The following is a 25,213-nucleotide window of genomic DNA, read 5'->3' as shown; positions in this document are numbered from 1 at the left end:
CAGATTGTTAGTTCACAAAATACAAGAGATTTGAGATCAATATTAGAGTGACGCGACATCTTTTATAATTGCTAAAATGTTACGTCTTTCAAAAGAATCTGCTTTATAGAATGTATCCACAACTTATATTTTACTACATGTAATATTTTTATAGTGTAATTTTTTTGAATATGTATAATTGCATAAAGTTAACAAGAAAAGAGAGATATTTTGGTATTGTAAAATAAAGATATAGCCCATCTACGGGAGTAGGTGGGCTATTTTATATTGGTGAGCTTGTAATCTAGAATAGATACGGTGTATATGAGGAGGCTGGAAGTGTATTAATTATAGCGCCAAACTTTGTTCATATTTCTCTACATCTTCCATAGTCTTAAATATTAACACATCAAAAACTCCTTTTTCATTGCTGCATACAATAACAAACCCATCTGTTGCTTCCAGGACTTTACCGACGCCACCATCTGTAAGCGTAATACTGGTGAGATGTTTTACGTTCAGTTTTTCTTCTTTGCGAATATAAGTAGTTAGGGGTGTCCCTACAGGAAATACGCTTATGATATCTTCTGTTGTATATGTGCCATCTATTGATTGAGTTTGAGCTGCGATGAAATCAGTTTGAGTGGAACAACCTGTTGAGCATATTAAAAGAATTCCAGTAATAATACTTACACAAGTCTTTTTTACCATTCACAAAATCCTCCTATAGCTGTTCGTATTGTCAACCCATTTAGGATAACAAATTATATATACGAAGTTTGTTAGTTTATGTGAGTCGTAAACCAACAAAGATACAAATATTTTGGCAGAATGTGTTTCAAATAAAGAAAAGACACCCAAGAGTACCTTTCTTCGAATTGAACCATTTCAATTTGATTGTAGAAGCAATAATGGGATTTTATTATATAATTAATTGTCTGTTATTTTTTAAATTCATTTACTTATATTATATTATTTTTTGAGAGCTCCAGAAATGGAGCCTTTTTTTATGCAAAAAAAGACACTCTAAGGTGTTTTTCGCCAATTTAAATAACTTGAAATTGATTTTTTCAATTTTATAGAAAATATTAGGGTGTATTTTGGTTTATATGTTAAAATATTCAATATTTATATTAGGGAGATGAATATTATGTCTTGCGATTTCAACATGGATTCTAGTGATTATGAAGGTAGTGCTAAAATCTTAGAATTATTAGGTAGTCCAAGTCGTTTATTAATTGTACGTGAATTGATTGTAAGTGGTACCTTAACAGTTTCTCAGTTGAGCACTGCGACGCATATTTCGGAACCTATGATTTTACAACATTTGCGAAAACTAACTATAGGTAATATTGTAATTAGCGAGCGCAAAGGCACAAGGCTTTATTGCAGAGTAGTGGATAAGAAGGTCATTGAGATTACTGATTTATTAGGATTAACATATTAAGTTCTATGCTATGTATATTTTTGAATTTAAGCACTTTATGATTAAAACAGTGGTCATAAAAAAAGTCTATAAAAGAATTACGCACATTTTTTTGAACAATATTCTTATCGTAAAAACAATTAAACTTATTATTTTGATGTATATATGTTATAATAATAATCTCTAAATCTACCTAAAAAGGACTATCAGTAATGGTAGTCTTTTTTATATTGGTGAGATTGTAAATCAAAGAGCATATAATGGACATAACGAAAAACAAAGGAGAAAAAAGATATCTATTGATATCTTTAAAATAGAACTGGTATATATGTCCATATTTTGTATGGTGTGTTGGTAATTTTATCGTCTTCCGACAGAAGACTCTTTCCTCAAAAACGTGAAGGTGTAAAACACCAATTTTAGGTGGGATATGAATGTTGGGTGGCATAAGCCGACATGTTTGCTATCATTTACTTGTACAGATTGCTCTTCGAAAACTGAAGATATGAGGTTGGTTGCAGAAAAACGTTGCAACCGTAAAATCTTCAACGTTCTATCGCCCTATGCTTGCCGAAGTTGCGAAAACCAGGCTAAAGTAGGGAGTGTGGTGCGTCAACGTACAAGATACTTATGTTCTCACCGTAGGGACTACGGGTAGAGCCTGTTAATAGAACTGATGGATACATCGGTGTTCGCAGGAATCTCCCACTTCAAAAAGTCCGTAAGGACGTTAAGTGGTGAGTAGTTCAATGAACTGAAATTCATATTAAATTCCTCTCTAAATTAAACCTCTTTATCATTATAATAGATTTCAAAATACATAAAGAAAAGACACCTAAAGGTGTCTTCCTCCTATTTTTCTTAGTAACCGAATCCACCACCATAGCCCCAACAACTACATCCGATAATGATTAACAGTATGAATAGAACAATCAGTAAAGAAAATCCGCCACTATAGAATATACGAATCCCTTTTTGAGTAATAGGAGAAAGAATAGAGGTCGCACATGTAAGTATACGTTAATGAATGCAATTTACGTTATGTTTTTACGGATTAAATGAGCAGGTCCATTTGAAAATAAAGTAAAGGCAATCTAGGGTGATTTCTCCTGATTATCAACCAATTACATGTTTTACGAAAATGTAATGTATTAATCCTAACAGAGGGGAGTAATAACCATACAATTAGCTTGTTTCCAAGTAGTAAGTGGACAATATTTCTTAGTTGTAGAAGGTATCCAGATTTCTGTACCAATTCGAGCGTTCGCTGCAGATCTACGAATTGGTTTAGGAAAAATCCCACTTTGTTCTTGGTTTATGGAATTCTGAATATTTTTACCTTTCAATTGTTTAACCCCTAAGTTTATTAATACTAGGGGGCTTATAATAAAAAAGACACCCTAAGGTGCCTTCCTGCGATTTGAACCATCGTAATATGGTATTGGATGCCAATCCAAATATTATCTTATCACATTAAGTAATTTCGGTTATTGAGAAAAAAATTAATCTTTTGAGTGCTTTTTTACTATTCCACTTTTAATTGTATTTCTTTACCTGTCATACTGTAACTTTAGGAGATAATTTGCATAGTTTTTTAATGATAAATTGCAAGTAAGAAAGAGAAGTCTATACAATTATGGACTTCTCTTTCTGCTTGTCTACTCTAATGGTTATCCTTGTTGTAATGTTTCTGGGTATGGTGATATTAAATGGAGGGATACCTACTTTCCATGGCCTTACTTCTGAATTTTTTGTAACCTATCTCATCTCTTATGTAGCCATTTTCTTTCTTGATGGATCTTTGCCTAAGGAAATCGGATGGCGTGGTTTCTCTCTGCCTCGATGACAATTAAAGTTTGGATTGTTAAAATATACATTACTACTTGGTGTTTTGTGGGATTTTTGGCATCTGTCACATTTTTTAACAGCTGCACAAAGAGGTGAACAGGGTTCTGACCTTTCTATCCTATATATTCATTTGCCAATTTTATTTTGTTGTGTTTGCCGATCTCAATGATTCTCACTGGGTTCTATAATAGCCATCAAGGTAACGTATTTATTATCTTGCTAGTTCTAGCCTGGTACAAACTCATTTCAATAATCCTATTTTAAAGAATTCGGATTTATTTGTAGTGTTAGGATTGGGTTTGGTTATTTATTCTTATTTTCACACAAGGCAAACTTGGATATAGACAAAATAAAAATGAAGTAGAGTTCAGTTACAATGAAAATATAAGTAAATAGAAACGAAAATCATAAAATGGGTTGATAGCAATGAGGCTAGACCCCTAAAGAGGCGTAAAGTACTCAAAACTATGAACGTTTCCGCAACATTCTCCTTTGTCTCTTTCGAATAAAATTTATAGCAAGATATAATAAAAGTATAACGATATAAGGGGCGTCTTTTATGAGAAAAGAGAAAAGACAAAGGCTAATTAAACAAGTGGTTAGAGAGCATGAAATAGATACACAAGAAAAGTTAGTAGAGCTGTTAGCAGAAAAAGGAGAAATAGTAACACAAGCTATTATTTCCCGAGATATTCGCGAATTAAATTTAATAAAGACAGTTTCTTCAAACGGTTTAACTATATACAAAAATCTTACAGGAGATAACATACAAGCTGATACAATGTTAAAGAAAAAGCTGGGAGAAGTTGTTGTAAAGATTGATTATATAAATCAATTAACCATTATTAAAACTTTACCGGGGAATGCACATGTTATAGGTGTGTTATTAGACTCTTTAGACTGGAAAGAAAAAGTAGGATGTATTTGTGGAAATGATACATGTCTTATAATTTCAAAATCACAATCGGATAGAGAGATTCTAGAAGAGAGATTAAAATTAATTATGTAGATAAACAACTGTAAATACAGGGTTCTATTTTTGATTATCGCTCCCACTGATAGTTTTAAGTAATAAAGCCGCTTTTCCGGAGCCTTGGTAATATATTAAACTTTTAATTAGGCTACTTTACTGTATATTGAAAGTAATTGTCTTCTTAGATACTTAAAATAGAAGCAATGCTGGAGTATAGAGAAAAATAATTTAATCTAAATAGGAATTTTTAACGTGAGGTAGCAAAAATTTGAAAGTGAGTACAAATAATCGAAAGTGCTAGTTATAAGAGAGGGTAAAAGTATCTTGTAAAGTAATGCATATAACATAGAAGTATATAAGAGATAGGTGAAATTTATGAATACAAGACAAAAAGAAATTTTATTTTTTCTATTATCTGAATCTAACGACTATTTATTAGTACAAGACCTTGCGGATCAGGTGAATTGCTCTGAAAAAACAATTCGTAATGACTTTAAAATAATCGAGGAGCACCTTGCGAATTATACAAGTGCGATTCTTGTTAGGAAACCGGGATTAGGTGTGTACTTAGAGATTGAGGAATATGAAAAGGTGGACTTGTTTAATAAACTTTATTGTATTAATAATCGTACAAAATATGAATCAGATGAAGAAAGAATTCTACAAATTGCTTACAACTTATTAATGAATGTAAAGGCAGTTACTGCACAGGATATGGCATCTCAACATTTTGTAAGTCGGACTACTATTAAAAAAGATCTAGATAGAATTGAAAAATGGTTGCATCATTTTGATTTAACTATTATTTCAAAACAGCGAGTTGGACTTATTATTGATGGAGATGAAAAGAAAAAAAGAAGAGCATTGGCTAGATTATCAGATTTGATTCGTAATTCAGATCTTACGAATCAATTTATTAAAGAACAATTTCAATATCATGAGGTTGAATTTGTTACGAACGAATTAAAAGCGTTGCAAAAACGAAATGCATTATTTTTTACAGATGATACATTTGAAAGTTTATTAGTGCATACGTTGCTTATGGTACGAAGAATGAAACTTAAGCAACCTATTATAAATGCTGAAAAGGAAATTAAAATACTGAAAGAAACAAAAGAATATATATGGACATTGGAATTTTTAAAACAGTTGGAATGTGTTTTTTCTGTGCATTTTACTGAGGAAGAAGTTACGTATTTAACAGCTCATATATTAGGTGGGAAAATTCGTTATCAAGATAAACCAATGCAGGGCAGCACACTTACTGAAAGTAATCCAATTCTTTCTATGGTTATACAGCAATTAGTTCAACGTATGTCGCAGTTGTATGAAATTGATTTCAGTAAAGACGATATTTTAATAGAAGGGTTAACTATTCATTTATATACCACATTGAATCGTTTAAACTATGACCTTTCTGTCTCAAATCCAATGTTACACGATATAAAAAGAATGTATCCCTATGTGTTTAATGTATTGATACAAGTATTAGAAGAAATTTACGAATCTCTAACCATATATATCCCAGAAGAAGAAGCGGCTTATCTTACTCTACACTTTGAAGCATCTGTTGAACGGTTAGATTACCAGGGAAAATCTAAAAATGTAATTATTGTTTGTCATATGGGAATTGGCATGTCGCAGTTGTTACGTACAAAAATTGAGCGTAAATTTCGTCATATTCATGTGATGGACTGTATATCAAAAGCTGATTTACAAAGTTATATGATGAAACATCGTGATGTGGATCTCGTTATTTCAACTACTACTCTTTCAAGTTTAAACATTCCTCATATAGTAGTATCCCCATTATTAGAGGGGCTGGAAGAAAAGAAGCTAGGGGAATTTATACAAAATTGTGATGAGCCAAGTTATAAAGAACCAAAAGACTTTGTTATGTTCAACTATACATCTCCATTTTTAGTGTTTTTACAACAGGATATACAACATCCATATGAGCTAATTGAAAAGTTAGCGTATGCTTTGCATAGTAAGGGTTATGTAGATAAACAGTATGCAGAAAATGCAATCATAAGAGAAAAAATGTCAGCGACAACGATTGGGGCAGGAATCGCAATTCCTCATGGAAATCCGAAATTTATTCAAGAGTCAGTAATAGCAATTGCTACATTAAAGGAGCCAATTAATTGGGGAGCAGAGAAGGTATCACTTGTATTTATGCTAGCAGTTAAAAGTGATGGACAAGAGGTAACGAAACAATTGTTTCAGGAACTATCCTTTATAAGTGAGCAACCATCCTTTATTCAAAAGCTTACGAAAGAAACAAACGTAATGAAATTTTTGTCCTTTTTACATAATTAACCGAAAAGTGGAGAATCAAATAACCCGTTTTTCGCTTGGGTAAAAGGTTTATTTTTCCGGAAGTTACGGTAAAAAATGAAACTTTTGAAGTCGTAATATTAATTTATAGTAAGTGTAGGCGCTTAGTAAAAAGTGTGAGGAGGATTAAGAATGAAATTGTTAGCGGTTACATCATGTCCAAATGGGATTGCCCATACTTATATGGCAGCTGAAAATTTGCAAAAAACAGCGGATAAATTAGGAGTCCAAATGAAAATTGAAACCCAAGGTGGAATAGGGGTAGAAAATGAGTTGACGGAACAAGATATTCGCGAAGCAGACGGCATTATTATAGCTGCAGATAGAGTCGTAAATAAAGATAGATTTGTAGGGAAAAAATTGTTGGTTGTTGGGGTACAAGATGGTATTCGTAAACCAGGAGAATTAATTCAGAAAATAATCAGCGGGAATGTATCTCTTTATCATTCACAGTCAAAAATAGTAGAAAGTAACCAACAGGAAAGAAAGCAAAATCCGATATATCGTCATTTAATGAATGGTGTATCTTTTATGGTCCCATTTATCGTAGTCGGGGGATTATTAATTGCAATTGCGTTAACACTTGGGGGAGAAAAAACACCTGGGGGTTTAGTGATTCCGGAGGGTTCTTTCTGGAAAACTATTGAACAAATTGGTGGTGCATCATTTACGTTCATGGTTCCAATACTAGCTGGATATATTGCATATAGTATAGCGGATAAGCCTGGACTTGTTCCTGGTATGATTGGTGGATATATTGCAGCAACAGGAAGCTTTTACGGAAGTGAAAGTGGTGCTGGTTTTCTTGGTGGTATTATCGCTGGTTTCTTAGCTGGTTACATAGCGTTAGGAATCAAAAAATTAAAAGTTCCAAAAGCGATTCAACCAATTATGCCGATTATTATTATTCCGGTATTTACTTCTCTTATTGTAGGCTTAGCATTTGTATTTATTATTGGTGCTCCTGTTGCACAAGTTTTCGTATCATTAACAGCTTGGTTAGCAGGTATGCAAGGTTCAAGTTCAATTCTTTTAGCCTTAATCTTAGGGGCAATGATTTCATTTGATATGGGTGGTCCAGTCAATAAAGTTGCATTCTTATTTGGTTCAGCAATGATTGGAGAAGGAAACTATGAAATTATGGGTCCAATTGCTGCGGCAATATGTATCCCACCAATTGGAATGGGACTGGCTACTTTCATAGGTAAGGGGAAATTTCAAGATTCAGAGAGAGAAATGGGTAAAGCATCATTTACAATGGGGCTATTTGGTATTACGGAAGGTGCGATTCCCTTTGCAGCACAAGATCCACTTCGGGTTATTCCAAGTATAATGGCTGGTTCGATGACGGGTGCTGTGATTGCGATGATCGGTCATGTAGGAGACAGAGTAGCACATGGTGGTCCAATTGTTGCTGTGTTAGGAGCAGTAGATAATGTATTTATGTTTTTTGTGGCTGTAATTGTAGGCTCTATTGTGACAGCTGTTGTAGTAAATGTATTGAAAAAAGACGTTTCAAAGTTAGAAAAACAAGAAAATGAACAAATAAAAGAAGTTTCAGCAACAATAGAAGTGCAACAACTGGAACAGGAAGCTCAAGCAAGAGGCGAACAAGTAGACAAGGTAGAAATTAAAAAATTAACAGATATTACAAGTTTAGAATTAATTGAAACGGACTTAAAAGGGGAAACACGAGATGACATCATTGATGAAATGATTCAAAAGTTAAAGCAGGTGGGTGCATTATATTCAGTGACAGAATTTAAACAAGCTATTATGAACCGTGAGCAAGAAGGTACTACAGGAATTGGTATAAATATTGCGATTCCGCATGGAAAATCAGATGCTGTTAGGAAACCGAGCGTGGTATTTGGAATTAAACAATCAGGGGTGGATTGGAAGAGCCTTGATGGAACGGAAGCGAAATTAATATTTATGATTGCCGTACCAAAAGAAAATGAGGGAAATCAACATTTAAAAATCCTTCAAATGCTTTCTCGAAAACTAATGGATGACAGTTATAGAGAGCGGTTATTATCCGTCCAAACAAAAGAAGAAGCATACAAGCTACTAGGTGAAATTATATAGAACGGAGGATTATAATCATGACGGAACCATTATTTTTTGCACCTGTTTTTAAAGAAAGAATTTGGGGTGGGACACATTTAACCTCTTTTGGATATGAGATTCCATCAAATCAAACCGGAGAGTGTTGGGCTTTTGCTGCACATCAACATGGACAAAGTATTGTTAAGAATGGAAAATATAAAGGGCTATCCTTGGGGGAATTGTGGGAAAATCATCGAGATTTATTTGGAAATATGGAGGGGGAACGGTTCCCCCTTCTTACAAAAATTTTGGATGCCAATCAAGATTTATCTGTTCAAGTTCATCCCAATAATGAATATGCTAGCGTGCATGAGAATGGAGAATTAGGAAAAACAGAATGCTGGTATGTAATCGATTCCACTAAAGACGCAGAAATTATATATGGGCATCATGCGAAAACAAGAGAAGAATTAATGTCTATGATTGAACAGAAAGAGTGGAACAAACTGTTACATCGTGTGAAGGTGAAACCTGGAGATTTCTATTATGTGCCGAGTGGAACTGTTCATGCAATTGGTAAAGGGATTTTAGTATTAGAAACACAACAAAATTCTGATACAACCTATAGATTGTATGATTATGATAGAAGAGATTCAGAAGGGAATTTACGTGATCTGCATCTTGAAAAGAGCATTGATGTAATAGAAACTCCATTTATATCAAATCAGTTAATGGTTAAACATGAAAAAGTAGATGATTTGAGTATAACTAGCTTTATCAAATGTCCATATTTTTCAGTGGCAAAATGGGAGTTAGATGGATTAACTAGTTTGGAACAACAAAAAGAATTCCTTCTTGTTAGTGTAATAGAGGGTGCAGGTGAGTTAATTAAAGAAGGGGAGGACTATTCCTTTAAAAAAGGAGACCACTTTATAATACCTAATTACTTTGGAAGATACGATTTGGTAGGTAACTTTATATGTATTGTTTCAGGTATATGTTAAATTATATAATTTATTTATATATATTAATAAATGTATTATTTAAACACAAATTAACCAGTTCTTGATTTTGAGGAGCTGGTTAATTTCTGTGAAGAGTATTGATTTTAAAATCTTTTTATTACCTGCAACATTTAGTATTCATTTTCTTGTTATTTGATACTTGATCCATAATTTTCTAAAAGGGTAAAGTTATGGTTCAAATTGTGACAGATGTATGTTGCTACTCACATTTATAGAAAGATGTGAAAATAGTAATTAAGTTTAGAGTGTAAGAACGTAATTATATGTAATAGAATTGTAGAACTGTCGATGCATTCTGACCAAAACTCTTTCATAAGTAAGTAAGAGAAACTTATATTATTATTTATTTTTATGAAACATTGGATGTCAGATGTGTATTTATTTAATTGTACATTGGAATATATAAAAATCACGCAAACTCCAGATTAACTTCACACTCACATAGATAATGCGTTATATAATAGTTTTTAATGGTACACTAATGTTTATCTATTAAAATATAAATTTTGATACGGGATACTTGGATAAATAACTTCTCATAAGAAAATAATAAAGGAGAATAACTATGACAAGCACTGTACTGGAATCAAAAAAAACTAATATTACAGAAGAAGATGTTGAAATTTTAAAAATAATGGCGCATCCAATTCGTTTACGTATTGTAAATGAGCTAAGCAAGCATAATACTTTTAATGTTTCGCAGCTAACAAAAATTTTAGAGATACCCCAATCATCTGTGTCACAACATTTATCGAAAATGAAGGGTAAAGTACTAAAAGCTGAACGTAAAGGTTTAGAAATTTATTATTCCATTCGTAACAATAAAGCAACTCAAATTGTTGGCATACTTGGATATTAAACTATGTATACAATAGCATGAAGATAGAGTAGTACCTGAGTAAGGGTGCTACTCTTTTTGGATTCTATAAATACAACATGACAAATGTTACTTTTTCATAAAAGAACAAGAACATACTAGGAATTATGTTTTCCTACATTGAATTTAAACGTATATGCCATTAAAAATAGATGCCAGACACTTAGGATGTACAAAGTTAAAAACCACTCATCAAACCGCTGGAGGGATACAATGTCTTATAAAACGATACATACCGATTTTCGAAATGACTATACAAATGCTCGAGATGTCTTGTTAAATGAAGGGATCGTTGAAATTGGTCATGTTCAATATGAAAGTCAAAAAGGGCTGATCATACGTCCTGACTACGAAATAGAAGGAGAAATATATTTTTTTCGGGAATGAAAGCAGTGGGTAATACGATATATAGTGTGCAATTAGGCCCTTTTCATCAGTTAAAAGAGGCGGAGTACATTCTACTAGAAGAAAAATCTTGTATTACTATATAAATGAGAGATATAGCTATTAGCTAGGAAGAGATATAGCAAGTTGAGCGATGTTAATTTTACAAGAACCTGCTTACTTACTTATACTCCTTAAATCTCGAATTTTTTCAACAGCTACAACAAAAACGTAGTATGAACGAGCTGAAAAAATCAAAGCCACATTCGATAACATAAAACATGTACCTAATTAGTATTTAGAAGGTAAGTAGCATGCATCTTGATGTACTGATCTTAGAAGAATATCGAACAGTATTAGATACGAAGATTCAAATTTAGGTGACGATACTTAAACTACACGGTATATCAATTTGATTTGATATACATACGAAATACAATGTGACATACTTGTATTAAAAAATAAAGAAAAGTTTAACAATATCCTTTCAATGGATTCTTAACACAATTAATTGATTAAACTGAGTTTTTTTTTAAAGCAGCCACCTTAGCTACGTTATTAGGACTTTTAGGCTTTTTAGAGCAACTGGGAGCTGAGTCTAAAAAGGAAATAAAAAAATAATTAATTGTAAAACTTGAGGAACGTTCCTTCAACTGTATTATAATAAAGAAAGTAAGAAAAAGAGCCATAATCCCCAATGGCTGAGATTATGGCTCTTTTAAGATGCAAGAAGTAGACACAAGAGAAAAAATCAGTGACAAGGTACTGATAAATAGAAGAGACTTGTCACTGATTTTTTCTCTTTAAAAGTATACCACAAACTAGTTTTAATATTTATAGTAAATAAATTACAAAAAACCAATTCTTGTATGGTAGAATTGGTTTTTTATAATAAACATCGCCTAAAGGAGACTCGACTCTTTTTTTTAGTATAACATAAATTAATAGAAAATTCAAAATAAAAAATCATTAAACTAGAAATATCAATTAAAAAGATATAGCACATGTTACCGAGGTTCACTTATATAAGTTATGGTAAGCAGCTTATCAAAAAAAGTGCAGAAGGATGTTGCTAAGGACAGAACCTTTTGAAAGGAAATGTTCTATAGATGTGCAATTTTAGTGTGAACTTTTATGATATATGCGAAAAAACATGAACAATTTTGTGCATGCGTAATAAAAAGCTATGTCCTGTCTATATAAATATATGCTTGTCTAGTTAAAATGTGTATAGTATTTCAAAAAAATCGGCATTTATTGATAAATGTGTAGAGCGCCTTGAGAAGAAGATGCTTTTAAGGTGAGTATACAGTAACGACTATTCATTTCAATATATGTAATTTATGGGGAATTTGAAACAACTTTAAAACAATAGCTTGTTTCATAGAAAGGGTTAGTAACCAGAAAAAATAAAGAGCACCCTATAAGGGGTCTTATGACTAATACTGAGGTAACTATGCATTTTGTATGTGTTTTAGCAGATAAAGTGAATAAAAGAAGCGTTTGTGTTTAAATATTCCTGAAAACAATATTACTCTTACTGGTAAAGAGTACGATATATATAAGTTTTTTGAGATACAAAACATGTCATAAAAAATCATTCTTTAAAAAGGTTCTGTTGTGAGAGTAGGCCCTTTTAGGGAGAATAATATGAGTGGGAAAGCTTTCACATACATAATATATATGTATTTTTATAAATGGTGACAAGTTAATTGAAAGGATAAGAGCAGTTAGAGTAGACTAACTGCTCAATACAGAAAAGAGAAGAGAAGAAATACTGGGACAGATTAAATGATTTATGGCTTATTGCCTGTGTATAGTATGTGTTTATTATTTAGAAATATTCAGGTGTATCAAAGTGAAAAAAGAGTAAACTTGACCAAGACTAATTCCAGGAATGAATAGTCAAATAAACGGATTACTGTTGTTTCATTGTGCTTCTTGGTAATATTTGTTACAGTTTGTAGTCAACTTGTATTTACTACTACAAGTTGACTATGCTTTTTAGAAAGGATAATCAGTTTTCTGTATTTTAAATTAATTTGTTGCGAAATACGTACCTAGAGCGGCATTTGTATTTAATTGTGTTACGATAGTTATATAGTAGCAAGTATTGAGAATATATATAAATAGGGGGCTTGTTTCATGTATAACTTACAAGGAGATACGTATGAACAATTAAAAGTAAAAAAGGGGGACTGCACCATATTTTTAAAGAGTGGGGTTCCCATACGCGGGAAAATTCTTGCAACAGATAAATTTACGGTTCTTATGATGGTTCAGGGTAAGCAACAACTAACTTACAAACAAGCGATTTCCACAATTATTAGGTAATTCATATTCTATTTTTCGGGGGAGAGAGACAAAAAATAAAAAAAAGAAGATTGAATCAATCTTCTTTAAAAAAGGAATAGATGACAGGATAGTACCCAGCTCTTAATCAATTATAATTAAGTATACAAATATATTCAACTTATTTTGAATTTTCTCAATATTGATTATATCATTCTCAAATTATAATATAAGTAATTCTTTTTATTATTATATATTTGTTCTTTCCTGTTGCAGCGTCCTCGTTATAGGGATGCTCTTTTTTGTATAACAAATCCAAAATAAAAAAGATAAGACCGGAGAGGATCTTATCTTTTTCATAAGGAGAAAAAGTCAAAGACTTTCTTAACATTAATAATATTATATTCCTTACTTTATTTCTATATAAAACCTATATTTAACATCTATTTCTATATTGAGAAACAAATTATAAAATGTGCTATAAATTATTTGAAAATCCAATGCTGTAACAGGAGCTACGAAAAATAAGATTAAGTGTTCTTTATTTTATATACTTGCCAACCAGTATGAAGAATCAAAATTGGGGGAAACTATTGAATACTTAACGATAATTTAGGGGGACACAAAATGGATCATAACACAAAAGTAAAACTTGGAGATTACGTTCAATTTTCATATCGTAAAAATCCTAATTTACAATTAACAGGATTTGTAGTGACTGTTCTACAAAATACAATTGTTGTAGATATTACAGAAGTAATGGATATTGAAGTAGATGATGTTAGGCAAGTTGTGAAGCATGGGTATTATAATAAAATAGTTCCTACGCAGATTAAAAATAACGTTTCATAAAAAAGTGCTCCTATATAAATTTAGGAGCAATTTTTTATAGAAATAATCTTGAATATATTTTGTATCCCGACATCTCATCCAATTCTAAAATTTAGCTAGTTAGATAATACAACAGATTTAGAAAAATGAGTATATCTCCATAAAATTATATAAATACATTATTGATGTTCCGAAAAAACTACTAACAAGAAGTAAATTCTGAACACAATCATATTGACAATGATAATCATTATCAATATGATTGTAGTGTTAATTATTTTTTATTACTCTTTATGTAAGGGAGATATTATATTGGGAAAAATTAAGACGAAATATCTAAAAAGATTGGTTGTGGCTGCATCCTTAGTAGTTCCATTTAACGTGCTTGCTTCTCCAATAGTTAAAGCAGAAACGCCTATTCAAGTAAATACAAATCAAAAAGTTTCAGAAGGTACCTATGATGTAATCTTAAAAACATATCGGGATCAAACCAATGAATCATCTATCACATCTAATTACTTAAAGGAGCCAAAAGTTACGATTAAAGATGGAAAGAAAATTGTAACGGTAACCGTTCAGGATAGTGACTATTTTCAATATCTTAGAGTAGAAGATTATCGTACACCTGGTGTATTCCATGATGTACAGGTAATTTCTGAAGATAAAAGAAAAAATGGGACAAAAGTGGTTCAATTTGAGATAGGAGAATTCTCAAAGAAATATAATATGCAGATGCATGTTCTGATTCCGACCATGGGATATGATCATAAATATCAAGTTCAATTTGAAATAGATGCTTCAAATATGAAAGAGGATTCCAGCAATAAACCAGTTGATAGTAAAGAGTTAATACCCGATGAAAAGTTAAGACAACATATTAATCAATGGGTCTTAAATAGAGAGGATGCAAATGCACCTATAACAAAAGAAGATTTATTGGAAATTAAAGATATATATTTAGACAATAAGGAGATAAAGGATTATAGAGGATTAGAGTACCTGCAAAATTTAGAAAGTCTTAGCTTGAGAAATGCACAAATTAAAGATTTGTCAGTAATATCTAAATTGAAAAATCTTAAAGTTATTGATTTATCTTATAGTCAAATGAATGATATTAAACCACTTACTGAATTAAAAAAAGTTGAAGAATTATATTTGAGAGAAACTAAGCTTTCGGACTATTCGCCATTAAACGAGATGAAAAGTATAACACGGTTGGATTTAATAGGAAATAATATAGAGGATATTCGGCCAATATGTACATTAACTTCTTTAAAATCGTTATTTTTATCAAGTAATAATATTAGTAATATAACTGGTATTAACCAATTAACTAATTTAGAAGAATTGTCGCTAGGATATAATACAATCCACAGTATTCAACCAATTAGCGAATTAAAGAATTTAAAAGAGTTAGATTTAAAATATAATGAGATAAATGATATTAGTCCTTTATCTAAATTGGAACAATTAAACACTCTTAACCTGGAAACAAACTACATTAATGATATTTCAACATTAAGTATGTTACCGAATTTAAGTAATGTAAATTTAGATGCAAATGCTATTTCAGATATTCGCCCATTAAAAAATATAAAGCGAGCAAATATCCAAAGGCAAAAAATCTTTTTGAATGAAGGAAATATAAATGAGGCTCAAAAAGTACAAATATTTGATCCAGCGGGGAATCTACCTAAGAGCATTAAATTGAAAGAAGAAGATGGAACAGTTACAAACGGGGTCATAAAATGGAAGACCGCAGGGGAAAAAGAATTTACATTTGAAACCAGCTTTGATGCAGGTGGCTATTATCCAATATTATTTAATGGAACAGTGATGCAAAATGTTGTAGTTAAGAAAGAAACTCCAGCAACCTCTTTTTCAGATGTACCTAATTGGGCCAAAGAATCCGTGGATTATTTAGTTAATAAGCATATTATAAATGGTTATCCAGATGGAAGATTTGCACCATATGATCAATTAACACGTGCACAGGCTGCCAAAATTATTGCAAAAACTGTAGATTTACCTGTAGATTCATCTGCTAAACCAACATTTTATGATTCACAAGATCACTGGGCTGCACCTTACATCGCTGCAGTTGAGAAAAAAGGGATTATTATAGGAGATGGAACAGGAAAATACAATCCAGAAGCAGCTATTACGAGAGCCGAAATGGCGACTATTTTAGTAAGAACATATAATCTTAATACCAAGGTGAATTCCAATAATAGCAAACTTATATTTTCAGACTTAAAAGGCCATTGGGGTGAGGACTATGTAAATATTCTCATTAATAAAGGGATTTCTATTGGTACAGGATCTGGATGGGAACCTGATAGATTCGTAACGCGTGCAGAAGCAGCTCAATTTGTTGCAAAAACAGATAAAATGAAATAGTAATATATGTATAAATTAAAAATACTGGCACATTGTTTTACCACCAGGTACATATCGTTCAGAAATGTGGGGGAAGAGTACTTATACGGTGACAAACATTAAATCCAAAAACTTCAAAATGTCTTCATGATTCTTTAATTAACTATAATAAATAACCCACTCAATTCCAATTAAGTGGGTTATTTATTATAGTCTTAATTTTCAAGATATTTTTTAAGTTCGTAAGCATTATATAAATTATTATCTATACAAGATTGTACTGTTATTTTCAACCCTAGGATTAGATGTTCTATTTCTTCATCCATCAAAAAATTACAATTCTTCTGGTACAAATGTTTTACAATCTGTTTCTTTACTATCTGATGCTTGTTTACCTGTATGACTAATTACATAAATAGCATCTGCATTGCACTTGTTTCCGGAATTCCAATATTTACAGTTATTTACCTCACAAAGAACATCTCTAGCCATTACACTACACCTCCTTTATTAATTATTATTTACAGCGTTAACCCAATTAATACTTTTTGTGTATGATAACCACTTGTACATGATTTGAAACTAAATGACGTTTTTTGTTTGACAGCATTGAAAATGTCTATGGAAGAAATACCGTAATTATATAGTTCCTTCTTGTTATAAGCCATTTTTTGTAATACTATATTTATAAATGATAATGATTATCAATATTAGGAGGGGGTTTTATGAAAGTATTAATTTCTGGTGGTGGTATTGCGGGACTAACTTTAGCAAATTGTCTTTTATCTAATGGTTTTTCTCCAATTATTATTGAAAAGGCTCACTCGTTTCGGTCGATTGGGTCCGTAATTAGTTTAAGAGGAGATGCGATATTTGTTCTTGATAAATTAGGATTATTAGAACAGGTTAAAAAAAACGGAGTCATAGTAGAAATGAGACAATTTGTTGATAAAGGGGGACAAGAACTGCGCAAAATCGATTTTAGAAAATTTCATATCCAACAGGGTGGTTCAATAAGTATTCACCGTTTTATATTGCATGAGATTCTTTATGAATCCATAAGAAATTCTATTGATGTGAATTTTAATACAACAATTCATTCCTTCCATCAAAATAGCGATCAGGTTGAGGTCACCTTCCATGATGGAAGGAAGGAGTCCTTTGATTTAGTCATTGGGGCAGACGGTATTCATTCAGTTACACGTAATTTATTAATGAAAGAACAATATATGAAACAGCTGGATATAGGTTTTTCTGTGTTTACTATACCAAGGCCTACTCTTACCCCTGAGAAATTGAAGCAAAATCAAACTTTAGAGACACTGTTACCAGGATGTTATATTCATTGCGGGATGGATGATACTTATATCTGGGGAATGTTTATATATAAGAATAAACATCGAGAACAGTTCCATAATAAAAATAATAAAGAATTCTTATTAGAGTTATGCAAAGACATTGAGTGGGGGATACGTGACGTTATTGAAAGTATAAATAACGAAAATCTTATTTTTCAAGATCAAATGACACTTGTCCAGTTACCACAATGGAGCGATGGACGTATAGTATTATTAGGCGATGCGGCTCATGCTATGACCTTTATGTCAGGAACTGGTGGTGGGAAATCTATGCTGGGGGCTTACAAATTGACTCAAGAGTTAATACATTGTCCTTCTCACAAAGAAGCCTTCTATAACTATGAATCTTACTTAAAATATGAAATTGAAAAAATACAAAAAAAATCTATCAAAGCAGCGAATTTTTCTTCATCTGACAGTCATATAATGAGATATTTCAAAGTTGCAATGTTAAAGTATTTTCCAACCGTACTTATGAATAGCATATTAAAAAAATTATTTATTGTAAAACCACAAAATTACTATAATTTATGACAGATCAAACAAATTACCGAATTATAGTTTAGTAACGTTTAGAGCACTTAATCAATACTATTTTTAATAGTGAGATATTTTACGTTCATTTTTCTGCTGTTTGAATGTAAGCAGTTATGGGTGTTCCTACAGGAAATGTTTCTGTGATATCTTTTGTTGTATATGTTCCATCTACAGATTGAGTTTTAGCTGCGATGAAATCAGTTTGATAGGCACATCCTGTTGAACATATTAAAAAAATTCCAGTAATAATACTTGCACAAGTTGTTTTTACAATTCACAAAATCCTTCTATAACTGTTCATATTGTCAACCCATTTAGGATAACAAATTGTATATAAGAAGTTTGTTAGTTTATACGAGTCGTAAATCAATGAAAATACAAATATTTTGGCAGTTTTTGTTTCAAACAAAAGAAAAGACACCCTAAGGTGCTTTCTGCGATTTGAATCATTAGCAATATGGTATTGAATGCCAATCCGATTATTGTTTTACCACATTAAGTAACTTCAGTTATTGATAAATAAAGAAAAGCGTTATTTTTATCGGAAATGGCAGGTGATTGACCAAATCACCTGCCATTTTGCCTGAGGAGTAAAACTCCGTTTTGAAAGAGTGTAGCTGACTCGTAGATAGTATGTGTAATGTGGAAAAGAATATTCGTAAAGTAGAATTAAAAAGAACCTGTTGTTTATAACAAACAGGTTCTGATCAGAGCCATAGACTCAATTACAGGAACTACAAATCTACTGGGGGGTAGTGTAATTCCTGATTAATATTAAGTTATGTTAATGAAATCTAAATATGATTAATCAAATGATAACTAAACAAAATTCTTATTATACGAGTAAAAATAAAAGAACCCGTTTGTTATAAACGGATTCTTCCCTTAAGGTGTGCAAGGAATACAAGGTAACTGGCCTAGGGAAACCTGTAGAATTCCTTGTGCTTGTAATGTATGCAAAGGAATCAATAAGGTGAATGAATTTCAAACAAAAGCATTATTTCGCAACAAACGAAAAAGAGCACACATATAAGCATGCCCTTTGACAAGAAAGGTAGATTTCTATGAGTGGATGCCTCCAATCGCTAATGAATATCCGTTTTCATTAAATTATATGTGAATTTTAATTAGTAATGATTATAAAAAAATTATAGAAAAGAATGCATAAGAAAAAGTGCCTTCGAACAGCGCTCTTTCCTGGATTGAATAATCGAATAAGCTAATAAAGAAAGGTGCATCAAAATACCCTTTATAGATTATTCATCTTCACATAAAAGGTGATAAATTTAAAAGGACAGCTAACGAAAGTTAACTGTCCAACCCTTAAAGAAAGGGAGGAATTAATGGGTATATAAAAATTCCTCTACCTATATTGTTAACGAAATATTTAGTTTTATTCAGGGAGGGAAAATAAAAAGCTAGGATTTCTCCTAGCCTAAAAGGTATTCGCACACAGTAGAACAGCTTTTATTATAGTATTATTCAAAGTTTATGTACAACAGTAAGTTAAGGGAGAATCTACATTTACTAATAAGGTAGGTGAAGGTCTCATGAAACAGAAAAATCCAAAAGTTGTAATCAGATTTTCATGAGTAAATTTTTAATATTGTATGTTTTGCTAAGACCCATGGAGCTTGTCATTAGAAAAATAAAAAGCGTCTTGGGAGAAAGACGCTCGAAATTGAATGTACTGTAACGACTATTCTTTTTAGTATATGTAATTTATTAAAAGAATGGGACAGTGAAAACAAAATTGTTATTTGAAAGTAAATAAAAAAAGAGCACACGTATAAGTGTGCTTCTAGACTAAAAGGTTTGAATGTATGAACTGTGGAGTGCCATACACAATAATATATGCTTGGCTAATTAAAAGGTGAAAAGATTTATATAAAAACGCTATTTTGTACTTAGTAAATGATAAAGCAGCTAGCTCAATGAACTAACTGCTTTATCATCCAACAGTGACGATATCCACAATACACTGTAACGTAATGTTACAGCTATAGTATGAGAAGAATAAAAAATATTATGTGAAAAAAACAAAATAAAAACCTCATTTTGTTATAAATAAAAGGCGGTTATTTCTAAAATATCTTGCTTCAATAACAGGACATCAAAGTTTATATTTTTTGAACATAAGATAAGTAAACCTCAATTACTTAATCAGTAATAATCTTGATAACTGTATATTAAAATTTCATTTCTATTCTTTTAAGAAAAACTTAAGAAACCTCCTCGATATTTGTTAAGAAATACGATTTATAATGAATTTAAATTAACACCATAGCAATTACATGAATTGTTGTATTATTTCCAGCAATATGGTTATAATGCTTAATTCTTTTGCTTATGGTAAAGAATTATTGGTATGCCGCTTCTATATAAAATACTTTAGCGAGTAAGTGGTAGAATGTACGTTCGAAAATGATATTGGAGAAAATTTTGTGAGTAAAGAAACGATACTAATAGTAGATGACGAGAAAGAAATTCGAGAGCTTATCGCTATTTATTTAAAAAGTGAAGGCTATAGGGTTCTACAAACCAGAGATGGAGAAGAAGGCTTAGAGCTATTAAAGAAAAATGAAGTACATTTAATTGTACTTGATATTATGATGCCAAAAATCGATGGGATCCATATGTGCATGAAAGTTAGAGAAATAGAAGAAATGCCTATTATTATGTTATCAGCCAAAACGCAAGATATGGATAAGATCTTAGGGTTAACAACTGGAGCAGATGACTATGTAACAAAACCGTTTAATCCATTAGAGCTCATTGCACGAATTAAGTCACAGCTTCGTAGATATATGAAAATGAAAAGTAGAGTAAGTGAACAAAACGAAAATGAAGTCGAAATTGGAGATATTAAAATTAATGTAGCAACTTATGAAGTAATTGTTGCAAATCAAGAAGTGAAACTAACCCCCAGAGAATTTTCAATTTTAGAATTGCTAGCCCGGAATCAAGGAATGGTACTGAGTGCCGAACAAATTTATGAAAGAGTGTGGAAAGAACAGTCTTTCCAATCTGATAATACCGTTATGGTACATATTCGGAAATTACGTGAAAAGATAGAGGAAAATCCAAGGTTACAATGAGAATGACTTTCAATATAGTTTAATATGTAATTCTGTATACATAAGGTGGCGATATAAGACAATCTATCTGAGATTTAGAATATTCTTAGAAGAAAAGGGGGACAAATTTTTAAAACCATGAATGGAATTGTAGCTGTTTTTTACATACGTTGGTTTTATAAGTAAGTATTTCGTTGAGTTTATTTTTGTTCGTTTGCTTTAAATGAAATATTTTAATGTTGATAAAGTTTTACAATTTGGGATTATTAAACAAAAATGAGATATTGTGTGTTATACTAAAGGAGCAACAAAGCAAACCATCCTGATAATATTGTGTATATTTATCCTATGTATGTCGTTTGTATTAGAAATGAGAAGTCTCTTTAAAAAGGGGCTTCTTATTTTTGTATGGAGGGGTTATTACAGATGATTAATATCAAATTTTTTTAATTACTATGACAGGCATTGCTTTATTTTTTTATATACAACATGCCGGAAAACCAACGAAAAGAAACAAATAGATATTCTTTGTGGTGGTATTTTTATTTTTCTTTTTGAACTATTTATTTCTTAAATATGTATAGGTAAATGTAGGTGGGGATACGTTTTTTATAATATATATTTTTTAAAGCTATGATAAGGATTTAAATAAGTAATATGATGAAAAATTCCTAAGGTGAAAGTTGTATTAGCTAGTGAGAAAGAAGTATGTTATTAAATATTAGGGGTACGAGAAGGTAAGGAATCCAAGGAAATGTAGAATATAAAAAGGAGCCGTTATTCGACTCCTTTTTATATGAGATAGCTTAATTATTGAAAATATTACCTACTGAAATACTTTTTCAATTGTAGGCATAACAGCTATTGGTGGTAGGGATTTAGTCCATGCAACTGCATATACATTTAATTTCTCACCTAATGTGTAGTTTGCACCATCTGAAACAGGGACCCTTAAAATCTTATTTTGAGAAACTAGATCCCACCAATCATGTTGATAAGCAAGGGCTTCATCTTTTGTAGATGTAGCTGCAACTACTAAATAATTGTTCTCTACTGAAATGACATATCCAGTAAAAGGTTCTTGTTCTTGGTTCTGAATAGAATAAACAGGAATGTTGTTGGCGGAAATCTTGTTAGAATCTGCAAAGGCCGATGTTAATCCGAATGTAAATTAACAATTCTGTCAATATAATTCCAAAAATGTTAATATTATCTATTAATGTAATTGAATTTGTGTTATAATTCACTAGGTGAACTATTATTGTTCATTTCATCTCTTGATGAACGTATGCCCTTCCTTAATTGTAAATATGTTCAATTTTATTGGTGAAGAGGGGAGATATCCCTCTTCTTTTTTTTATGGGATTTTTGGGAATGAACAGAAAAGAAACCTAAAATAAGATATATTCTGGTCAAAAAATTAGAGGAAACCAATTCATTAAAGCAGTAAAAAAGCGTTTTAATGAATTGGTTTCCTTTTTGTTTTAAAAAGAGAATATATTTTCTCAACAGGACAAATGGTAATTAGCTATAAGTATTAATTATAAGGATAACAGGAAAATAGAAATAAATAATAAAGGAGAATGCGAAATGATAACATTAATATCTGAAAGAAATCTAGCTGAAATCCAAGAAGATGATGTAGATGTATTAAAAGTAATGGCACATCCTGTTCGATTACAAATTGTAAATGAATTAATACACCATAAAATGTGTAATGTTACACAGTTAACGGAAATATTAAGACTTCCCCAATCCACTGTTTCACAACATCTATCAAAATTGAGAGGAACCGTACTCCGTTCAGAAAGAAGAGGGTTAGAGATGCATTATTATATAGATAATGCTAAGGCACGTCAGATTGTTGAAATTTTAGGTTTGTAGGTTAATAATACGTAAAAGGTTTCCTGTTACAAAGCAGGAAATCTTTTACGTATGTATAACTAATTGTGTGATAATATCATACCGTAGAAACTACCTAACAATAATTAAATTTAATAGCTTGTTTTATCTTGCCACACATAATTTAACACGATGTATAGGTATAAACTTACAAAAAAGGTTTTTAAATAGAAATTAGATATAACAATGGATAATTGTAAGGGTATTAAAGAAACTAATGAAATAAATAAAATGAAAGAGAGGCTTTAGGTATGGTACTAGGGTATCTCTTTTTGTTTTAATAAGGTTAATTTTATTAGTATTCTTAAAGTGCCTATTGCATGTACTTTCTTATAACTTAATACTAATTTAGTATTAGACTACTGTATTAGGTTGAATGAAGGAGTTAATTTGCTAAATATACTATGTTGTTCATTTCCTTCCTGATTCATACTGGCTTGATAAGTTGAAAATCCTTTATACGTTTTTCTTTTCCATTGCCATAAGCCATTATTTTGATCGAATTCACCATAGTAGTGATTGTAATCCAGTTTGTTCCCAGTGTTTCTATTAAAATTATTGCTTATAAAAATACGGCTATTACTTGCATAGATTTGGTTATTGGTAATTACATTGTTCCGGGTATCGTAATTTAATTCGATTTGGCCACTCTCTTGATCTTTTGTATCATTTTTATAAATCACATTGTTCATAATCGTGTTATTTTCTGCATACCCTTGCTTACTGTCATATCCACCAATTGCAATGCCACTCATGGTATTATTAGATATCGTATTATCTCTAACAGTAATTTGGCTTGCGCTTTTTCCCGCATGTTCGCTGGCCACGTCAATACCAAGGTCGTTTTCATAGCTTTGATTTTGCTCAATTATAATGTTCTTCCCGCCATCCACGTAAATACCATCAGCTGAGTATTCATTATAACTAGTATTATTAAAAGATGAATTATGATGGACAATATTGTTACGAACGGTTCCATTCCTCGCCTGATCTAAAGCAGCCACTGGAGATACTCCTTTATGTCCAATAAGAACAATTTCTATATTGTTGTTATTATGTAATTTGTTATTGGTAACTTCAAAGGAATCTGCATTACCATTTATTATTCCAGCAGATGGACATGTATTTATATTAGAAAAAGATGTAGAAGATACTTTTGCAGTTAATGGAAAAATTAAGTTTATTCCGAATGCAAAATTAACACTACGTCAATTTGTTTCAAAGAAAAAAACAGATGGACAGTTCTCTAGCCCATCAGAAATTTTTGATCCTATAAAAACAACACAGGTTAAAAATTATAATAAAACTACTTCAACTGCTAATTATAATTATGATGAAAGGTATGCTGTTATTGATAATGTAACAACAAGTACCTTTTATGTAGGTTCAAAGACAAGTAAGGCCTATCCTCACCCTCGTGTTGGTGTTAATGAATAAGAAGCACCTATATGGTATCTAGAAAATTCTAACCCGACGCTTGAAGGGAACTATGGAATTGTTTATGACTTTCAATTTAAAAATGCGGCAGGAAAGAAAATTAGAATTAAGCCTGAAATTATATCAGAAAATGATAAGTCAACTGATCCAGAGAAATGCCGGCCACTAGCATTTTATTCACAAGTAACGTACTGGACTTCAGGAAGTTGGAAAAGTACAACCAAATTAACTAAACCTGATCAATATCATTATATAACTATTCAAGCAGATCAACATGTGAAATTTATATTACCAGGAGGTAATAATGGCAATAGCCTTTTTGAAATTATAGAATAATGTTTTGGAAGTTAGAATTAAATAAATAGACAGAGTCATATTGTTGATGCCTATTTTGATTGAAAATGTAAGAGAATAAAAAAATCGTCAGTTGCTTTGTTAAAGGCTGACGATTTTTTTATATAAATTTCTAAAGAGTGTAAAATTAAAGAAATTAAATAGG

At 31.3% G+C, this 25,213-nt stretch carries 17 protein-coding genes and 4 pseudogenes; 15 read left to right on the top strand and 6 right to left on the bottom strand.

Annotation, left to right across the window (positions count from 1 at the left end; translation table 11 throughout):
* Positions 1-327 precede the first annotated feature (327 nt).
* A complete protein-coding gene (locus MR160_RS07000) occupies positions 328-690 on the bottom strand; it encodes a hypothetical protein (RefSeq protein ID WP_242297158.1) in 363 nt (120 codons plus the stop codon).
* A 439-nt stretch (positions 691-1,129) separates the two neighbouring features.
* Here MR160_RS07000 and MR160_RS06995 point away from each other — a divergent pair, with 439 nt between their 5' ends.
* Positions 1,130-1,426, top strand: coding sequence for an ArsR/SmtB family transcription factor (locus MR160_RS06995; RefSeq protein WP_001277523.1), 297 nt, complete (start codon positions 1,130-1,132; stop codon positions 1,424-1,426).
* Positions 1,427-2,266: 840 nt separating this feature from the next.
* Here MR160_RS06995 and MR160_RS06990 read toward each other — a convergent pair.
* Positions 2,267-2,389 (bottom strand): YjcZ family sporulation protein, encoded by a 123-nt coding sequence (locus tag MR160_RS06990; RefSeq protein WP_242297176.1) that lies wholly within the window; start codon positions 2,387-2,389, stop codon positions 2,267-2,269.
* A gap of 670 nt (positions 2,390-3,059) precedes the next feature.
* On the opposite strand from MR160_RS06990, the pseudogene MR160_RS06985 reads away from it, so the two are divergent.
* From MR160_RS06985 to MR160_RS06940, 10 genes and pseudogenes are all read left to right on the top strand, one after another.
* Positions 3,060-3,649 (top strand): annotated as a pseudogene (locus MR160_RS06985) (CPBP family intramembrane glutamic endopeptidase); the annotation flags it as partial.
* Positions 3,650-3,812: 163 nt separating this feature from the next.
* Positions 3,813-4,262: an arginine repressor gene (locus MR160_RS06980; RefSeq protein ID WP_242297157.1), complete on the top strand. Its 450-nt coding sequence runs from the start codon at positions 3,813-3,815 to the stop codon at positions 4,260-4,262.
* A 339-nt stretch (positions 4,263-4,601) separates the two neighbouring features.
* Positions 4,602-6,548, top strand: a complete 1,947-nt coding sequence (locus tag MR160_RS06975) for a BglG family transcription antiterminator (protein ID WP_242297156.1) — start codon at positions 4,602-4,604, stop codon at positions 6,546-6,548.
* A 150-nt stretch (positions 6,549-6,698) separates the two neighbouring features.
* Entirely contained in the window at positions 6,699-8,654 is a 1,956-nt protein-coding gene (locus MR160_RS06970) for a PTS fructose transporter subunit IIABC (protein WP_242297155.1), read from the top strand.
* 17 nt (positions 8,655-8,671) lie between these two features.
* Positions 8,672-9,619: a mannose-6-phosphate isomerase, class I gene (gene manA / locus MR160_RS06965; protein WP_242297154.1), complete on the top strand. Its 948-nt coding sequence runs from the start codon at positions 8,672-8,674 to the stop codon at positions 9,617-9,619.
* A 586-nt stretch (positions 9,620-10,205) separates the two neighbouring features.
* On the top strand, positions 10,206-10,499 hold the full coding sequence (locus MR160_RS06960) for an ArsR/SmtB family transcription factor (protein WP_000204906.1): 294 nt from the start codon (positions 10,206-10,208) through the stop codon (positions 10,497-10,499).
* 231 nt (positions 10,500-10,730) lie between these two features.
* The gene (locus MR160_RS06955) at positions 10,731-10,904 is read left to right on the top strand and encodes a hypothetical protein (RefSeq protein ID WP_242297153.1); all 174 of its coding nucleotides are present in this window, start codon (positions 10,731-10,733) and stop codon (positions 10,902-10,904) included.
* Between the two features lie 2,142 nt (positions 10,905-13,046).
* Positions 13,047-13,235 (top strand): RNA chaperone Hfq, encoded by a 189-nt coding sequence (hfq, locus tag MR160_RS06950; protein ID WP_242297152.1) that lies wholly within the window; start codon positions 13,047-13,049, stop codon positions 13,233-13,235.
* A 585-nt stretch (positions 13,236-13,820) separates the two neighbouring features.
* A complete protein-coding gene (locus MR160_RS06945; RefSeq protein ID WP_242297151.1) occupies positions 13,821-14,045 on the top strand; it encodes a DUF2187 family protein in 225 nt (74 codons plus the stop codon).
* 291 nt (positions 14,046-14,336) lie between these two features.
* Complete coding sequence (locus MR160_RS06940) at positions 14,337-16,424, top strand: S-layer homology domain-containing protein (RefSeq protein WP_242297150.1); 2,088 nt, start codon at positions 14,337-14,339, stop codon at positions 16,422-16,424.
* Positions 16,425-16,736: 312 nt separating this feature from the next.
* On the opposite strand, the gene MR160_RS06935 is transcribed toward MR160_RS06940, so the two are convergent.
* The gene (locus MR160_RS06935; RefSeq protein WP_000090307.1) at positions 16,737-16,895 is read right to left on the bottom strand and encodes a DUF1540 domain-containing protein; all 159 of its coding nucleotides are present in this window, start codon (positions 16,893-16,895) and stop codon (positions 16,737-16,739) included.
* Positions 16,896-17,128: 233 nt separating this feature from the next.
* On the opposite strand from MR160_RS06935, the gene MR160_RS06930 reads away from it, so the two are divergent.
* Positions 17,129-18,295 carry an FAD-dependent monooxygenase gene (locus MR160_RS06930; RefSeq protein WP_242297149.1) on the top strand — a complete coding sequence of 389 codons (1,167 nt, stop codon included), beginning with the start codon at positions 17,129-17,131 and terminating at the stop codon, positions 18,293-18,295.
* Positions 18,296-18,363: 68 nt separating this feature from the next.
* On the opposite strand, the pseudogene MR160_RS06925 reads toward MR160_RS06930, so the two are convergent.
* Positions 18,364-18,572, bottom strand: a pseudogene (locus tag MR160_RS06925) (hypothetical protein); the annotation flags it as partial.
* 2,170 nt (positions 18,573-20,742) lie between these two features.
* On the opposite strand from MR160_RS06925, the gene MR160_RS06920 reads away from it, so the two are divergent.
* Positions 20,743-21,396, top strand: coding sequence for a response regulator transcription factor (locus tag MR160_RS06920; protein ID WP_242297148.1), 654 nt, complete (start codon positions 20,743-20,745; stop codon positions 21,394-21,396).
* 805 nt (positions 21,397-22,201) lie between these two features.
* Here the strand turns inward: MR160_RS06920 and MR160_RS06915 are convergent.
* Positions 22,202-22,546, bottom strand: a pseudogene (locus MR160_RS06915) (DUF3221 domain-containing protein); the annotation flags it as partial.
* Positions 22,547-22,965: 419 nt separating this feature from the next.
* Between MR160_RS06915 and MR160_RS06910 the strand changes: the two are divergent.
* A complete protein-coding gene (locus MR160_RS06910; RefSeq protein ID WP_242297147.1) occupies positions 22,966-23,259 on the top strand; it encodes an ArsR/SmtB family transcription factor in 294 nt (97 codons plus the stop codon).
* A 377-nt stretch (positions 23,260-23,636) separates the two neighbouring features.
* Here the strand turns inward: MR160_RS06910 and MR160_RS06905 are convergent.
* Positions 23,637-24,380, bottom strand: a pseudogene (locus tag MR160_RS06905) (right-handed parallel beta-helix repeat-containing protein); the annotation flags it as partial.
* On the opposite strand from MR160_RS06905, the gene MR160_RS06900 reads away from it, so the two are divergent.
* Entirely contained in the window at positions 24,346-24,714 is a 369-nt protein-coding gene (locus tag MR160_RS06900) for a hypothetical protein (RefSeq protein WP_242297146.1), read from the top strand. The pseudogene MR160_RS06905 and the gene MR160_RS06900 sit on opposite strands and share 35 nt — an antisense overlap.
* Positions 24,715-25,213 lie beyond the last annotated feature (499 nt).

This window comes from Bacillus cereus group sp. BfR-BA-01382, from assembly GCF_022663475.1.
In the GTDB taxonomy this organism is placed as follows: Bacteria; Bacillota; Bacilli; order Bacillales; family Bacillaceae_G; genus Bacillus_A; species Bacillus_A thuringiensis_S.
This window is presented reverse-complemented; position numbering and strand designations above follow the sequence as displayed.

What these genes read in the sequence shown, in the direction of transcription:
- MR160_RS07000 (WP_242297158.1), bottom strand. Translation starts at nt 690, where the DNA reads ATGGTAAAAAAGACTTGTGTAAGTATTATTACTGGAATTCTTTTAATA.
- MR160_RS06995 (WP_001277523.1), top strand. Translation starts at nt 1,130, where the DNA reads ATGTCTTGCGATTTCAACATGGATTCTAGTGATTATGAAGGTAGTGCT.
- MR160_RS06980 (WP_242297157.1), top strand. Translation starts at nt 3,813, where the DNA reads ATGAGAAAAGAGAAAAGACAAAGGCTAATTAAACAAGTGGTTAGAGAG.
- MR160_RS06975 (WP_242297156.1), top strand. Translation starts at nt 4,602, where the DNA reads ATGAATACAAGACAAAAAGAAATTTTATTTTTTCTATTATCTGAATCT.
- MR160_RS06970 (WP_242297155.1), top strand. Translation starts at nt 6,699, where the DNA reads ATGAAATTGTTAGCGGTTACATCATGTCCAAATGGGATTGCCCATACT.
- manA (WP_242297154.1), top strand. Translation starts at nt 8,672, where the DNA reads ATGACGGAACCATTATTTTTTGCACCTGTTTTTAAAGAAAGAATTTGG.
- MR160_RS06960 (WP_000204906.1), top strand. Translation starts at nt 10,206, where the DNA reads ATGACAAGCACTGTACTGGAATCAAAAAAAACTAATATTACAGAAGAA.
- MR160_RS06955 (WP_242297153.1), top strand. Translation starts at nt 10,731, where the DNA reads ATGTCTTATAAAACGATACATACCGATTTTCGAAATGACTATACAAAT.
- hfq (WP_242297152.1), top strand. Translation starts at nt 13,047, where the DNA reads ATGTATAACTTACAAGGAGATACGTATGAACAATTAAAAGTAAAAAAG.
- MR160_RS06945 (WP_242297151.1), top strand. Translation starts at nt 13,821, where the DNA reads ATGGATCATAACACAAAAGTAAAACTTGGAGATTACGTTCAATTTTCA.
- MR160_RS06935 (WP_000090307.1), bottom strand. Translation starts at nt 16,895, where the DNA reads ATGGCTAGAGATGTTCTTTGTGAGGTAAATAACTGTAAATATTGGAAT.
- MR160_RS06930 (WP_242297149.1), top strand. Translation starts at nt 17,129, where the DNA reads ATGAAAGTATTAATTTCTGGTGGTGGTATTGCGGGACTAACTTTAGCA.
- MR160_RS06910 (WP_242297147.1), top strand. Translation starts at nt 22,966, where the DNA reads ATGATAACATTAATATCTGAAAGAAATCTAGCTGAAATCCAAGAAGAT.